Origin of the sequence: Paenibacillus sp. ClWae2A (genome assembly GCF_032452295.1) — a bacterium.
GTDB lineage: Bacteria > Bacillota > Bacilli > Paenibacillales > Paenibacillaceae > Paenibacillus.
In genome coordinates, this window is record NZ_JAULSQ010000010.1 from 162,722 (window position 1) to 177,506 (window position 14,785).

Sequence of the window (14,785 nt, forward strand, 5' to 3'; positions counted from 1 at the left end):
CCGATGAAGGTGAATGGAGTGTTTTATTGTTATGTTATTTTTTATGAAAATAAAATTACTTCTGATCTGGTTTCGGGTCCAGAATGGCATAACTGCCTAGCGTGGCTAATTGTGCTGTATTCAGAAGCGCTTCATCCACTGCAGCAAGGGCTTCACCGGCAGCTGTCATCAGGTCATCAGAGTCAACAGGTGAGGCAAAACGGAGAATGACCCGGTTCTCTCCTTTTTTGAGTTCATTCTCAGCCTTGGTTTTGTACTCATTAAGGGATGCGACTTCGAGATCATTCTGCACATAATAATCATTGGCATCGCTCTCGCCATTAAACATCGCGAGCTCGGAATCAAGCCAGTAATCCTTATCCGCTATTGTTTTCTGACTTGCAGCAGTCTCATCGTTGGCATTGTACAAGAAGTAGGGGATGCCGGAGTTTGTCAGGTTGTTGGTGGCATCCACATGGAACCATTCGTTCCCGATTTTGACCTTGTTCCATGCATGTGGAACACCGCTGGAAGCGCCCGTTACAACGATGCTTTCCAATCCCGAGAGATCGGAGAGCAATTTGTAAACGGAAGCATAGCTGGCACATACCCCGACACCTTTGACCAGAATACCGTATGTGGTAAACGAGTCATTGAACTGCGGATCGACATTTTTGAAGTTGTTTTGCTCCGCATTTTCCAGCGCTGCATCGTCATACTTCGCATTATCGTTCAGGTAATCGTAGATGGCTTTCCGTTTCTCGTCTTCGTTCATGCCATCCTTGATAATGGAAGCCACTACTTCGTTTGCTTTGGCAATAATCTCATCTTGCTTCTTCTGGATACCACTAGCCGATTCATTGTAATGAATGGAAAGCGTAAGCGTACCATAGTTGTATTCAAAACCTTCCACACCAAGAATCAATGGATTCTGGTACATCACTTTCAGAACAACATCCGAGAGTGTCGTGAAATTTTGAGCTTCGGGGAAAGCTTTTAACGAAATTTTATCTTGTGCCGCAATCATATTTTTGGCTAAAACTTCTTCCAATGCGGAATCTGCATTGATCATTGCATCGCCTGTAGCAGGCTGAGGTACGGTTTCCTGATTACCTTGTTCTACATTTTGCTGTGTATTGGATTTCTGTTCATCTACCAGGTTGTCTTCTTCAGCTTCAGGAGCTGGAGCAGGTGTTTCATTGGAAGTTTCTTCAGAAGCCATATCTGAAGAATTATCAGAAGTATCATCGGAAGCCTCAGTAGATAGAGGATCAGTTGCATCTTCTGACGTTCCCGTATCGGTTGAGGACTCTGTAGTTGTAGATTCCACCGCCGGTTCTTCTTCTTTTTCCGTTGCAGACGCAGGTGCATCATGATTGTTGATGATCGTTGGCACGTCAGGTGCAGGGACGTAAGGTGTGTCATTCTTTGGTTCTACCAGTCCGTTGCTAGAATCGGCTACGGTTTGCTGAGCAAGTCTGTCCAAGTCTGCTTGGGTCACATTCTCTACGCGCACGTAGCTTTTCAGAGCTGTTCCTTTAATATGAAAAGGAATATTCGTTTCATTGAACTCTGAAATCTCTACGCTTTCGGTATCATAAACAATGGTTTCACGGGCTAGAGATCCGTCATTGTACTCAACTGTTGCTTTCTGAGGAAGTACATCTATATTCTTTAATTTCTCCCTATACAATTGTTCTTTCAGAGATGTTGGCAACTGGGAAGCAAGCGGAGCTGTAGGGACACCTCTGCTAAAATTGGATTCTTTGCCTCCGCCGATTGCAGTGACGTAATATTCTCCTCGTATACCATGGTTCTGAGTGGTAGTTATCATTTCATTATAAGTACCTAGCCCGCCTTTTCCGTCTCTCAAAAAATCATTGAAAGACGTCTCTGTTGTTACCGCAATATCTAAAGGCAGACTATTACTGAAAGCGTCCTCTGCGCCAGTTAGAGGTACATTTGTATCAAAGTTGGTTAGGTCAGAACGTTTATAAATTTTATATTCTGTGGCACCTTCAACCTTGTCCCACACCAACTTGAACCTTCTATCTCTGTCAATCTCGTATCTTAGGTTGGGAACAGGTAACTCTGACTTCACCGTAAACGGAATGATAATGGGTTCATCGAGCAGCGTTAGCTTCTCAGCATCCGGATCATAGTTCAGGCGAATGTAGTAGATTGGGGCACCGCCCCAAGAACTTTGATCCTTGTTCATCATGGAGTCTGAACTTAAAACACCCCACCCAAGAGGCTTAATAGAAACACTATTGTCGTTTGTCTCTGGAATGGCATATACATCGCTTGCTTTGAGTGCTTTAATATCGGTATGTACACTAATAATGTCACTAGCTCGCAGGTTGTTTTTACGTAAATCTGCTTTAAACTTGAACGTAAATTCTTCATCCTGAGCTACGTTGTACATCGGCATGATCGTTTGTTCCGATTCAGAGCCGTATTTCTGTTTCAAACTTAAAATGGTAGAACCCTCTACTACTTCTGTAGGATTATTCTCGGACGGACTGCTTTCCTGCTCAGTACTCTGGCATCCAGCCAGTAACAGGGTGAGCGCAAACATAATGAAAAATAGACGTTTCATGATACACCGCTTTCTTGTTTTTCTGAGTTGCTCTAATGCTACGTTTCTACACACCGAAAGATTATCAAATTTGGTTAAAACCCATACTCGAACCTCTTAACGGCCAAACCTCCTATTAATTTCCTAATATCCTTTGCTAGTTTATGGTCATATTGACGCATTGTCAAGGTGAGAGGGTAGGGTTTAAGTCCTGTAGAACAATAGAACAGATGTAATTCTGTAGCGTGGGTTCCATGTTAAAATACAAGAGTTACTACATATTTATATATAAGCGGAACATTTGAATAGACTGGAGTGGCTCAGATGACAGCAGAACAGATTGTCAGAACCTTTTTTGAAGAGGTCCGATCAGGCCGAAATCCTGATTATGCAAGCAGCGTGATGGGGGAACAGGTACTGGCTCATCAAGTGATATCTGAAGATGAGGTCACGGTGACCCGAACACCTTCCGATTATGCGGATCATGTGCGAGAGATGATTGAAGTATACGGGGAGTTTTCACTCGAAATTCTGGAGTTGCTGACGCAAGGTGATAAAGTTTATGTGCGCTGGAGACAAACGGGTACCCATATTGGCGAAGTGGACGGATACAGTCCAACCAACCTCCCGGTGATTGAAATTGCCAGTGCAGTATACCGAGTGGAAAACGAACAAATTGCAGAGTATTGGATACAGATCGACAGGTTGGGCATCGAAAAACAATTGGAACGTAATCGGAGCTGAGTTTCTCAGCTCTTTTTTAGTTTTCAGTTCTTTGTAAGCGTTACCGTGTTATAATGAACAAAGTTGTATACAAGTTAACTAAAACGTTTTCTGTCTTTTGACTCCATTATCTGAAAGTGAGGTTCAGTGATGATTAAAGCAACGGAAGATAATCAATATGTTGAACTAACCAGCCCGACAAGTTTACCGAAGGCATCCGGATTCCTTTGGAATGAAAAGATGATGATTCATGTGAATTGCCGGGGGTACGCTGTGGCCCAATTCATGCAGCCCGAACCTGCCAAATATTCGTATGCGCCCAACCTGGAAGCGAAGACGTTTATGCAACCGGAGCAGCCATACTATGCCCACCATCCGGGACGGTTTATCTACATTAAAGATGAAGTAAGCGGCGAAATCTTCTCAGCCCCGTATGAACCCGTTCGCAAGCAAGCAGATAGCTATACGTTCGCTGTTGGCAAACACGATATTCACTGGAAAGTGATTCAGGATGACATTTGCATCGAGATGTCCCTGCGTCTGCCGAAGGAAGATGTCATGGAGCTGTGGCGTGTGAAGGTAACCAATCTGTCTTCAAGAAAACGCAAGCTGAGTATCTACCCGTATTTTACAGTGGGCTATATGTCCTGGATGAACCAATCCGGTTCATATGTGGAAGATTTGCAGGGCATTGTCTGCTCGGCGGTTACACCGTATCAGAAATATCAGGATTATAGCAAAATCAAAAATTACAGCGACAAAACCTATCTGCTTGCAGATCACCAACCGACCGCCTGGGAAGTGAATCATGAGAGCTTTGAAGGCGAAGGCGGACTACATAATCCTTCCGCCCTTCAGTCAGAGACGCTCGCAGGTGGAGATGCGCGTTATGAGACACCTGTGGCTGTATTGCAATACAGAGTAGAGCTGGAAGCGGGAGCGGAGCAGGCGTATCGATTTATCTTTGGTCCGGCTCATGATGAGACAGAGATTGAGGGCATTCGTCAGCATTATTTTGTGAAGCAGAATAAGGATGGACAGGATGGTTTCGTCGCAGCCGAACAGGAGTATGCTGAGTATATTGCGGAAGGGCAAGGAAACATCCAGATTGAGACACCGGACAGCTGGCTAGATAATGTCGTGAATCACTGGCTGCCTCGCCAGATGTACTATCATGGCAAAACCAATCGTCTGACAACCGATCCGCAGACGCGGAATTATTTGCAAGACAACATGGGCATGAGTTATATTCAGCCGCAGATTGCGCGGGCTGCGTTCTTGACCGCTTTGTCTCAGCAGCATATAAGCGGTGCGATGCCAGACGGCATTATTTTGCACCCGGACGCAGAACTGAAATATATTAACCAGGTTCCTCATACCGATCACTGTATCTGGCTTCCGGTCTGTATAAAGACCTATCTAGATGAAACGAATGACTACAGCATTTTGGAGGAACAGGTTGCTTTTACAGACAGTGAACAAAAGGTTTCCGTACTGGAGCATATGAATCTTGCGATGCGCTGGTTGATCCATGAGCGTGATGCGCGTGGGTTGAACTATATCAATCAGGGTGACTGGTGTGATCCGATGAACATGGTGGGGTACAAAGGCAAAGGCGTATCCGGCTGGTTAACCATTGCGTCGGCATATGCGTTCAATGTGTGGGCAGATATTGGTGAACAGGCAGGGCATGCCGAGGTCGCAGCGGAATTCCGTCAGGAAGCCAACCAGACCAATGCGGTAGCCAATGAGTATCTGTGGGATGGGGACTGGTATGCGCGCGGAATTACGGATGATAACGTTGTGTTCGGTGTAAGCAAAGACGTGGAAGGGCGCATCTATATCAATCCTCAGAGCTGGGCACTTATGAGCGGTGCTGCGGATCAGGAGAAACAGGAGAAGTTAATCCGTGCCGTAGAGGAGCAATTGGAGACGCCATATGGGGTCGAGAAGCTCGCGCCGTCTTTCACAGCTATGCGGGAAGATGTAGGTCGTGTCACGCAGAAACATCCGGGAAGTGCGGAGAATGGTGCAGTGTACAATCACGCGGCGGCGTTCTATATTTATGCGTTGTATCTGGCGGGCGAGAAGGAGAAGGCGTATCGTCTGTTGCGTAAAATGATTCCTGGCCCCGATGCCGAGGATATCCTCCAGCGGGGTCAACTACCCGTATTTATCCCGAATTATTATCGCGGAGCCTATCGTCAATTCCCACGTACAGCCGGGCGCTCCAGTCATCTGTTCAACACCGGCACGGTGCCGTGGGTGTATCGCTGCCTGATCGACGGATTGTTTGGACTGCAAGGTCATGCACAAGGACTTCAAGTGCGTCCGCAACTACCTGAAGACTGGAACGAGGTATCGGTCACACGTTTGTTCCGCGGAGCTGAGCTGAATGTAAACATGAAGAAGGATGCTTCTGTCGAGCAGATTGAGGTGCATGTTGACGGTCAACGGATTGCAGGTGACATCGTCAAGAATATACAAGCCGGTATGAAATATGAGGTGCTGGTGAAGTTGCCATTGTAGAAAAGCGCAAGGATTACTGCTGAACGATGTGAAGAGTTTTGGACGATCACGAAGCCGAATTAAAAACTGCCTTTCCTTTATAAGAGGAGGGCAGTTTTTGGTTTCAGCATGGTCAGGACTCATTCCATTTTTTGACTCTGTACCAATAGCTATAAATCTCTGAATAACCCAGCTTGGCGTAAAGCTTCAAGGCAGGTGCATTATTCGCAACCACTTGCAGGAAACTGGATGTAGCACCTTGTTTTTTTGCCCAATGCAATAAATGCAGGATCATCTGTTCAGCAAGTCCCTGATTCCGGAAGTTAGCGTCTGTAATGATATCATACAACCCAACATAGCCACGCTCGATTACACCGAACCCACAAGCGACGACTTGCCCGTCGATCAACAGCGAGATGAAACCTGCTTGTGTGCGGATATTATGTAACATTAATTCCGTCGTTTCCCGTTGCAGATCATTCACCTTGTTCAGTCGGCAAAAGTGATCCAGCCAAGCTGTGGTCAATTGTTCGTCGATCTGTACAGCTTGGTGCACAGGCTCTTTGATATGTTCCAGACTCCGAGTCTGGATGTAGGTGAGATCGACAATGTCATACCCTTTGTCTTGCAAAAGTTGGTCGAGATGATCCGGCTGAATAAACGGTGTGATTTTGAATACGGTATTTAACTGATTGAAAGCATAGATATGCTCACATTCCTCAATCTTTTCATGCACATCCAGAGTGGAGTAGTGGATCGGTTGAACGGAGTTGGCACGTTTGGTATATCCTTTGGCGAAACGCAGTACCCAGCCGTCATATAATAAGGTGGACAAGGGTTGCCAGTGATTAAGGGATAGTTCTTCAATGGTTTTGTGTTCTGAATCTATTGTATGAGTCATATCAAACCTCCGATTTCATAATTAAATAATAATACATAATAATGTATAAAAATACAATGAGGATATTATATCTCCGAAGAGTATGCATTATAGCCGGGGATGGTATACAATTTGATTTGGTTGAATGAATAACTTCAGAAGCGGAGCGCATTATGTTAACTATAGAATTAAATAATCAAAGCATTAACTGTCATATCGAATATGGCAAACGCAAGAAAGTTTCCATCACGATGGACTTGCCTTATATGGTAACAATCAAAGCACCCAATGGTACCAGTGAAGACATGATCCGGCAACTTGTAGAGCAGCACGGGGATGTGATTTTGAAGAAATCTGCTCTGATGCAGCGGGCGCTCGATGGTCCTCAAGCCAAGGAATACGAAGATGAGGGCAAAGGGAAGTTTTTGCTTTTTGGTAAGGAACACGCATTGCATGAATTAATTCCTGTAGAGGGTCTGACAGAAGAAGAGCTACGAGCAAATTTGAAGAAGTTTTATTTTGCCGAGTGTAAACGCATGATTGGGGAGCGCATCGGACGTTATCAGCAGGAGTTGAAGGTGAAGCCGAAGTCGGTAGAGATCGTAGATTCTCCCACCAAGTGGGGCAGTTGCAGCTGGGACAAAAAGCTGACGTTCAATTATCGCCTGGCGATGGCGCCACTGGAAGTGATCGATTATGTCATCATTCATGAACTTTGCCATATTCACCACATGAATCATGATCGCTCTTTCTGGCGGCGGATCGGCAGTATCATGCCGGATTACAAAACAAAAGAAGATTATCTGATGCGAAATGGTCGGGCCATGACACTATAATAATAAGCTTAAGCCTTCACTTGGACGCGCCATACCCCTCTATTATTATTCGTAAAATCCGCGAAGGTCCCACTGTAGCAGTGAGTGACCTCGCGGATTTTTGTTATGTCTGATCAGGAGTGGATTACTTGAACGCCGTAATGTTTGAAAAAATGAGTAACCGCATCCATGTCCATTCGATCATCGAACAGATGCTCAGGATAATAGATGCCTGGAGCCATAGGCTTGTCCGTTGGCATCATCAGTATCTTCTCGGCTTGCACCGCAGCGCCGAGTGCAGTCATGTGGGTCTGACCGAGTGGGTCAGAGACCGTCATCGTTCGTTCAACCTTGTTCCCTTTTGCATCCAGCCCTTTCAATTGAATGACCAGATGATGTGCACTCCCAGTTCCCGGATTATAGAGCAATTTCCGCCGGAATGGCTGGAAACGTTCACCACTGATCATCTTCCATACTCCGGTCTTGACCAATCCGGCGAGTGCATAGGTAGATACTTTACTATCGAATGCAATGCGGAAGCCGGTTGAATCAATATGACTGGTATTAGGTAATGTGACGTGATCGGGTGTATCCAATCTGTAACATGGAGTCGTATACCCGTTCGGGAAATGAACTTTGATCGGATCTGTCATGGGATAGACGAGTCGATGTGTATTGGATTCGGTTATCTGAAAAGGAATACTCATCCGGTCCATGAAGGCTGCCGAATCAGGGCCGGCCTTATCCCGCAGCGACCATAGGGCATGAATGTTTACTTCGACATGTTGCAGAGAGTTAGAAAGTATCATGGCAAAGAGTGACGCCGTTCCTGCCATCCATCCAGAGGACAGCACTACCGGAGCATGAAGCTCTTCCTGCTCTATTGTACGGATCGCTTGATTGAACACCTCAGTCCAGCGTGTTATATCGATGAGGGGAATTTTTCTCCGTACGGCCGACACCAGTAACCGATCATCCAGATCGTTCACTGCATTTATGATTAACGATATATTCTCTCCTGCGTGAATCAGTGGATCGTCTGCATTGGTATCAACAACAACCGTTTGGACACGATTGGATTGAAAAGGTGCTGCTTTACCTGCAGAACGGCCTCCCAGTACCAATTCCAGATCAGGATGCCTGTCATGCAAAATACGGGCAAGCTGTGCACCTACAGCACCATAGCCTCCAGCGATGAGAACTCTTTTTCTATTCATTCGATAAACCTCCGTTGATATGTTTATGCACTTATATGTTTAAACTATTGAACATATAGGAGTGAAGAAAAGGAATGCAGTACGCCAACGCGGTACGCGCTAGCTCTGACATTCCACTTCCACGAGATGAACGAGCTGTTTGAGTAATTCGATCGCATCGTTGAACTCCAGCTTGTAATACATCTCCGTACCTTTTTTCTGAACCGATAACAGCCCGGATTGACGCAATATTTTCAAGTGATGAGAGACCGTAGGGCGTGACATGGGGACATGCTCTGCAATCTGTGATACGTTCATGCTCTCTTGATCAATGAGCAGCGATATGATTCGCTGGCGAACGGGATCTCCCAGGCTTTGAAGATAAGGACTTAGATTCTCGAAAATATCAATAACTTTTTGGTTACCCATCGACTCGTTCATGGCTCACTCCGTTATAATGTTTAATTGTTTAAACGTATTATAAGGCTTAGTTCACTTGAAAATCAAATTTTACATTGCAAGTTGCAGGAAAATAGCTGTTCCGCTTGTCCATTTGAAGTACAATATAAGCAAATATGCCCGTACCACGAATCCATTGATAGTATCCGTGGTGGAAGGAGTCCAAGATGGCTGAGAGTAACCATTATTCGGTGCTGGTAGATGAATATATCTCGGAGTTTGCACCTGATGTACAGGTGAGATTACAGGCAATAAGACAGATTATTCGTGAAGCGGCTCCGAACGCCGAAGAGAAGATCAGTTACAAGATGCCTACGTATGCACAGCATGGGAATTTGGTTCATTTTGCCGCTTACCAGCATCATATTGGGTTTTACCCTGCTCCCAGGGGAATTCAAGCTTTCCAGGAGGAACTCTCCAAGTATAAAGGGGGAAAGGGGTCTGTCCAGTTTCCGCTGGACCAGCCATTGCCCGAGGATCTCATCAGCCGGATTGTGGCGTTTCGGGTGAAAGAAAACGTTGAAAAAGCCCGGGAGAAGAAGCAGAAGAAGTAGTAAATGGTAAAAACGGATCTCACAGCTCAGTTGGCAAGATTGAAGCGGTTATCGCTGATTTTGAACAGCAACATGAGCCAATCATATACATTAAACATGTAGATTACGATCAGAGCTAACCTTGTTTGAGGACGCAACAGGTTCGGTGAACACAGCGGAGACGTATGAGATGCCGGATCTGGACATTCAGGATTTTGTTGGTTCGATTTTGAATTGGTCTAATTGTATTGAAGTTTTATATGTGGATGAGTATAAAGAAATGTATCGTATCTAGCGTGGTTTACATGTGACGCCGGAGATTTGAGTATGGTATAATAAGAGCAGATTAGACGTAAAATGCAAAGAGAGCCGTGCTGGTAACACGACTCCTCCGAGCAATAGCCGCTTTTAAGGGCGGTGGGCTTCGCTTAGAAAGATGATCAACAATAGACCGCATCCTTTTGCGAGGGGGGCGGTCTATTTGTGTGTATTGGACAGAATAGCAACGATGAGCAAACCAAAGGTAAGCATCAACATAATTGCTTCAAATACTGTCACAAGGCATTCCTCCCTTCGTGGCAAGGTAGCCGACCGACCCTTTTAAGCCTATTCTATTGCTTTGTTGATTATAGCATATTTTGTAAGAAGCCAAGTTGTTAGAAGCTGTTTATATGTAACTCGTTCATTAGCTGAAGGGCATCCCGAAACCCTTGTAAATAAATCTCTCTTTCCAGAAGTGTTTGCATAGAGAGTTGAGTATCTTCATATAGAAAAAGGATTTGATTCAGTTGCTCCGGTAAAGCTTGGCGAATATTCTGAAAGTATTGATCAGATTCTTTAGATAGTTGGGTATAATCAGGCTGCGTGTGAGACAAATTGTTGTATAATAACTCTAAGCGCGTTCGGATTAACGGTTCTGCTAAAGATTCCAAGGATTCTTTCACTATGTACACCTCTTTTTGAGTATTTGTAGATATTAAGTTTCCATTCGAACACTACAGTGTGCATTATGTTTATTCGAATATACAACTTGTAGTGTGCTTTGTCAACATCACAGTGTGCATTTTAGTTTGGAGGAGAATTCGTATGATCAAGGTTCATTTATCTCGTATTATGGGTGAGAAAAGAATTAATATTGCTGAATTATCCCGACTAACCGGATTACATAGAAATGGGATTGCCAAATTATATAATGAAGAAACCGATGGTGTGAAGTTTGATACGCTGAATCGAATATGTGAGGCTTTGGATTGTGAGATCCAGGATATCCTTGAGTTTATCAAGGACGAGAAGTGATCTTCAACAATTAGCTAAGGCCATATACTTTTAAAAAATTTTACATATAGACCGTTACCTTATCGAAGGGACGGTCTTTTTCTGTTTGTATACACATGCTGATCTGCACCGATTGCAAGCGTTACTCCCTTTCAGCGATTTTTCAGCCAGAGCGATTATAATACTCACGGAATCCTGTAATGGAAAAGGAGTTTTGGCATGTCTAAGGTGCTGCATAAATCGTTTTATCTCATTTTGCTCGTGTTTGTTGCGGTATTTATTGCTTCGTCCTTATTGGTTCGGGCACAGTACAACTACGCCTTGTATGGGGACAATCCCATTTTGGGCATGCAGCAGTGGAGTATTTTTCTCCCGGTCATTCTTTTGCTTCTTGGTTCAGGTGTCGGGTTATATGCTCTGTGTCTGAAACTGAACAAATACAGCCCGAAGGTTGTTATTCCGATGGTGCTGTTATGTTCTCTGGTCATTCAGATCATCATCATTTTCGTATTTCCGAGAGTGCCTACCGATGATTCGCAGACCGTTCTTTCACTGGCCATGAACATGCTGTATGACCAAGACTACTCCTCGTTTGAAACGGGTGGTTATCTGCACATGTTCCCGTTTAACTACTCGATCGTGTTGTACTTGAAAACGCTGCTGTACCTGTTCCCGGATAACTATCTGGTCATCAAGTTATTTAATATTTTGTTTTCAACGTTAACAACGTTCATGATTTATCTTATCTACAAACAAGTGAACGACAGATCCACGGAACGTGATTACGGTGTGTTAATCTTTGCAGCCACGTACCTGCCTTCCTTATTCCTGAACAACCTGATCTATAACGATGTGATTGCTACAGCATTTCTGACATCTTGTTTATACTTTGTTATTCGTTTTGTACGTGAAAAGTCTTGGAAAACAATCGTCATTGCCGCCGTGTTGCTCGCGATGGGAAATTACTTCCGAAGCATTGGTGTGATCGTGCTAATCGCTGCCATCATAACTATCCTGCTGAATATGCGGAGCATCGGAATGAAGAAAGTCATCATTTCCATCGGTGTGCTGGCTATGTTGTTTAATGTACCGACCTGGACTCAGAATGCGGTTCTTCAATCCTCCGGTGCTGTGAGCGAACCTGTTGGAGAGAATTCTGCACCAGTCTATATGTGGCTGAATATGGGGATTAATCTGGAGCGTTTTGGCTTCTGGGACAATATGGAGAGTTATCAGGTCTATCAGAGGCAGGCCAACTACAATAAGGCTGAGAGCGAAGCATTGTTCAAACAAGAGATCGGCAACAAGCTGTCTGAAGCAAGTGCGAGTGACTTGGTGCAGATGTATTACAAAAAGATCATATGGACCTGGACCGAAGGGACATACCAGATGGACCGCTACGGAATCGGCAATGAAAGTTCCATCGGTGCAGGAAGAGGAAGGGGAAGGGGAGGTGGAATCGCAGGCTCCTATAGTTACACCAATGCGATAACAGAACTGTTGCAAGGGGAGTCGGCTTATCGGACAGGTTTGCTCTGGATTGTATATGTGATGAATTTTTTGATGTACTGTTTTATTTTCATCCGGTTGGTTGGTGGAATTCGTCGTAAACGGTATGATGAAGTCTCCTTAATCCTGGTGATTCTCGGATTCATCGGATTTTATATTCTGTGGGAGATTAAGTCCAGATACATCTACCCTGTATATCCGTTGTTGGTTGTGCTGTCCTATATGGGGTTCAAAGATACGTATGACTTCATATTCCATCGTAAAGGTACCTTGGAGAAATATTCTCTGAGAAAGAGGTGATCATATGCGAAAAAATAAATACTTCACATCGGTTACAATACTCTTGCTGATGGGATGTTTTGTTATGCTGACGGCCTGTGATGTTATAACCGCCCAGAATATAACCAACACCGGTTCTGTGCAAGGCATGAATGGATTCGGCATGCCGAATGGCGGTGGCCTGGGCATGAATGGAGGAACGCCTAGAGGTGGAAGGGGCGGCACGGGTATGTATGAGCGTACAGGCAGTCCAGACATGACGAAGGGGATGATGAATGCCGACATTACAGGTAGAGTCATCTCCGTAAATGGAAACACAGTTACGCTGGCGTTACTTGAGGTGCAGGACACCTCATCCCCAAGCATGGAATGGAAGGATACCGGATTGGAGATGAAATTGAAAATAAGTGATGATGTTGCTATCACTGAAGGCATGGGGACGCCGCGCTCGGGCAATTCCAGCTCACGTGCAAATTCGTCCATTCAAGTGTCTGATCTTCAAAAAGAAAACATCGTGATGGTGTGGTATAAGGACAACACCGAGACGGTCGAACGGATGATGGTTGTCCAGTAAAAAATGATGGGAATATCGTCATTGTGTAATTGCTTACACTTGGCTTATCGGCTATTATGGAAACAACTGGCTTTTTGAAGGGAGTGAGCGTCATGAAACGACGGTCTAAGAGGGTATGTTCTATTACTACAATGAAGGTAAGAATGAACTGAATAATTCCGGCAGACTATCCGACGAACGTTGAAACACATTTTGTTTCCCAGTCCGGTCTGAGATCTGCCGATAAATAGGGATATAACTGCTCATTTTTCTGGCGTATGCGAGGTTTATTTGCTTGTGCAAATAAGCCCCCATTCAGAATTTTTTAAAGCCGCAGGCATAGCCTGCGGCTTTTTGCGCGCAAAAATAGGCATTCGTTGGCTACGAGCAATCCACATGAAATGATCAAAAAAGGAGAAATGCCCATGTTAAAATTAAAATATTTATTCCAACATAATGACCTTGCCGAGATGATCCTGAAGAATTGGAGTTATGATCCCGAGTCGCTGGACATGTTTCAGTATTATCGCATATCCTCCAATGCCGTGTATCCGTTCAGAGAACAGGGGGAAGTGCGATTGCTTCGATTTGCCCCGATAGAGGAAAAAAATCAAGTCAACCTCAGCGCTGAACTGGAGTTCCTCCGTTATCTTCGAATTAATCAGTATGGAGCCATGGAGGCTGTACCCGCCAATTCAGGAACAGAACTTGTAGAGGCGCACACGCCATGGGGAACGTACTATGCTTCTGTATTCAAGCGAGTACCTGGATCGCAGTTAGGAAGCATCGATTTGAATGACCCCATCCTTTACAGCTATGGTCAGGCATTAGGTGAGCTGCACCAGCTATCGCGTACATTCACGCCTGAACAGGAGGAGAAGCGGCGCTGGGCCTATACGGATGTGTTGAATTGGGTACAAGAGAACCTGAAGGAATTTCCTGCGGAGACGGCTGCACTCAGTGAGATGGAATTTCTCCGAACATATTTTGCAGCTTGGCCGATGAACAAGCAAAATTTCGGACTCATTCACTACGATTTTGAACCGGATAATGTATTCTATGACGAAGGTAGCCAGTCTTGTTATGCCATTGATTTTGATGACTCGATGTATCACTGGTACGCGATGGATGTGGAGCAGAGCCTGGATAGTCTTCGTGAGGAAATAGAGCCTGATCAATGGGAGCAGAAGAAGCAATTGTTCCTGAACGGGTACTGGTCCAAGGCGGGAGAACGTTATGATCTGGAGAGCATGTTCCCCGCATGTCGCCGGTTTGCCAACCTATATGGATATGTGCGTGTGCTTCGGTCTGCTTCAGAACAGTGGTTACATGAGCCGGAATGGATGAGTGGATTAAGAGCAAGATTAAGCAGGAAGATGACGGAACAAGCAGAGCAATTCGGAAAGGTAGTTGACAGCTAAGATTTGTTCCAATTCACCCCAGGCTAGTCAAGAACCATAAGCACTGAAGTTTTGAAAGAATCATTCACGTGAATTGG

14 protein-coding genes and 1 pseudogene are annotated in these 14,785 nt (G+C 44.8%); 9 read left to right on the forward strand and 6 right to left on the reverse strand.

All coding sequences use genetic code 11. The features are described 5' to 3' along the window. Nucleotides 1-55: 55 nt before the first annotated feature. On the reverse strand, nucleotides 56-2,578 hold the full coding sequence (locus QVE09_RS24155) for a transglutaminase domain-containing protein (RefSeq protein WP_315938867.1): 2,523 nt from the start codon (nucleotides 2,576-2,578) through the stop codon (nucleotides 56-58). Between the two features lie 303 nt (nucleotides 2,579-2,881). Between QVE09_RS24155 and QVE09_RS24160 the strand changes: the two genes are divergently transcribed. Continuing rightward, nucleotides 2,882-3,301 (forward strand): ester cyclase, encoded by a 420-nt coding sequence (locus QVE09_RS24160; protein ID WP_315938868.1) that lies wholly within the window; start codon nucleotides 2,882-2,884, stop codon nucleotides 3,299-3,301. A 129-nt stretch (nucleotides 3,302-3,430) separates the two neighbouring features. Beyond that, the gene (locus QVE09_RS24165) at nucleotides 3,431-5,809 is read left to right on the forward strand and encodes a GH36-type glycosyl hydrolase domain-containing protein (RefSeq protein ID WP_315938869.1); all 2,379 of its coding nucleotides are present in this window, start codon (nucleotides 3,431-3,433) and stop codon (nucleotides 5,807-5,809) included. 112 nt (nucleotides 5,810-5,921) lie between these two features. Here QVE09_RS24165 and QVE09_RS24170 read toward each other — a convergent pair whose 3' ends face one another. Beyond that, complete coding sequence (locus tag QVE09_RS24170; protein WP_315938870.1) at nucleotides 5,922-6,689, reverse strand: GNAT family N-acetyltransferase; 768 nt, start codon at nucleotides 6,687-6,689, stop codon at nucleotides 5,922-5,924. A 152-nt stretch (nucleotides 6,690-6,841) separates the two neighbouring features. Here QVE09_RS24170 and QVE09_RS24175 point away from each other — a divergent pair, with 152 nt between their 5' ends. Continuing rightward, a complete protein-coding gene (locus QVE09_RS24175) occupies nucleotides 6,842-7,504 on the forward strand; it encodes a M48 family metallopeptidase (RefSeq protein ID WP_315938871.1) in 663 nt (220 codons plus the stop codon). 113 nt (nucleotides 7,505-7,617) lie between these two features. Here QVE09_RS24175 and QVE09_RS24180 read toward each other — a convergent pair whose 3' ends face one another. Beyond that, the gene (locus QVE09_RS24180; protein ID WP_315938872.1) at nucleotides 7,618-8,700 is read right to left on the reverse strand and encodes a saccharopine dehydrogenase; all 1,083 of its coding nucleotides are present in this window, start codon (nucleotides 8,698-8,700) and stop codon (nucleotides 7,618-7,620) included. Nucleotides 8,701-8,799: 99 nt separating this feature from the next. Further along, complete coding sequence (locus QVE09_RS24185; RefSeq protein ID WP_315938873.1) at nucleotides 8,800-9,120, reverse strand: ArsR/SmtB family transcription factor; 321 nt, start codon at nucleotides 9,118-9,120, stop codon at nucleotides 8,800-8,802. Nucleotides 9,121-9,305: 185 nt separating this feature from the next. On the opposite strand from QVE09_RS24185, the gene QVE09_RS24190 reads away from it, so the two are divergent. Then, nucleotides 9,306-9,692: an iron chaperone gene (locus QVE09_RS24190; protein WP_315938874.1), complete on the forward strand. Its 387-nt coding sequence runs from the start codon at nucleotides 9,306-9,308 to the stop codon at nucleotides 9,690-9,692. Between the two features lie 112 nt (nucleotides 9,693-9,804). Next, nucleotides 9,805-9,966: pseudogene (locus QVE09_RS24195) on the forward strand (cysteine hydrolase); the annotation flags it as partial. Between the two features lie 182 nt (nucleotides 9,967-10,148). Here the strand turns inward: QVE09_RS24195 and QVE09_RS31565 are convergent. Beyond that, nucleotides 10,149-10,229: a putative holin-like toxin gene (locus QVE09_RS31565; RefSeq protein ID WP_367399886.1), complete on the reverse strand. Its 81-nt coding sequence runs from the start codon at nucleotides 10,227-10,229 to the stop codon at nucleotides 10,149-10,151. 98 nt (nucleotides 10,230-10,327) lie between these two features. After that, a complete protein-coding gene (locus QVE09_RS24200; protein WP_253430347.1) occupies nucleotides 10,328-10,615 on the reverse strand; it encodes a DUF6809 family protein in 288 nt (95 codons plus the stop codon). 142 nt (nucleotides 10,616-10,757) lie between these two features. Between QVE09_RS24200 and QVE09_RS24205 the strand changes: the two genes are divergently transcribed. From QVE09_RS24205 to QVE09_RS24220, 4 genes are all read left to right on the forward strand, one after another. Then, on the forward strand, nucleotides 10,758-10,967 hold the full coding sequence (locus QVE09_RS24205; protein WP_315938875.1) for a helix-turn-helix domain-containing protein: 210 nt from the start codon (nucleotides 10,758-10,760) through the stop codon (nucleotides 10,965-10,967). Nucleotides 10,968-11,165: 198 nt separating this feature from the next. Then, nucleotides 11,166-12,755, forward strand: a complete 1,590-nt coding sequence (locus QVE09_RS24210; RefSeq protein ID WP_315938876.1) for an ArnT family glycosyltransferase — start codon at nucleotides 11,166-11,168, stop codon at nucleotides 12,753-12,755. Nucleotides 12,756-12,759: 4 nt separating this feature from the next. Continuing rightward, nucleotides 12,760-13,308 carry a hypothetical protein gene (locus QVE09_RS24215; protein WP_315938877.1) on the forward strand — a complete coding sequence of 183 codons (549 nt, stop codon included), beginning with the start codon at nucleotides 12,760-12,762 and terminating at the stop codon, nucleotides 13,306-13,308. 404 nt (nucleotides 13,309-13,712) lie between these two features. After that, nucleotides 13,713-14,708, forward strand: a complete 996-nt coding sequence (locus QVE09_RS24220) for a phosphotransferase enzyme family protein (RefSeq protein WP_315938878.1) — start codon at nucleotides 13,713-13,715, stop codon at nucleotides 14,706-14,708. Nucleotides 14,709-14,785: the final 77 nt, after the last annotated feature.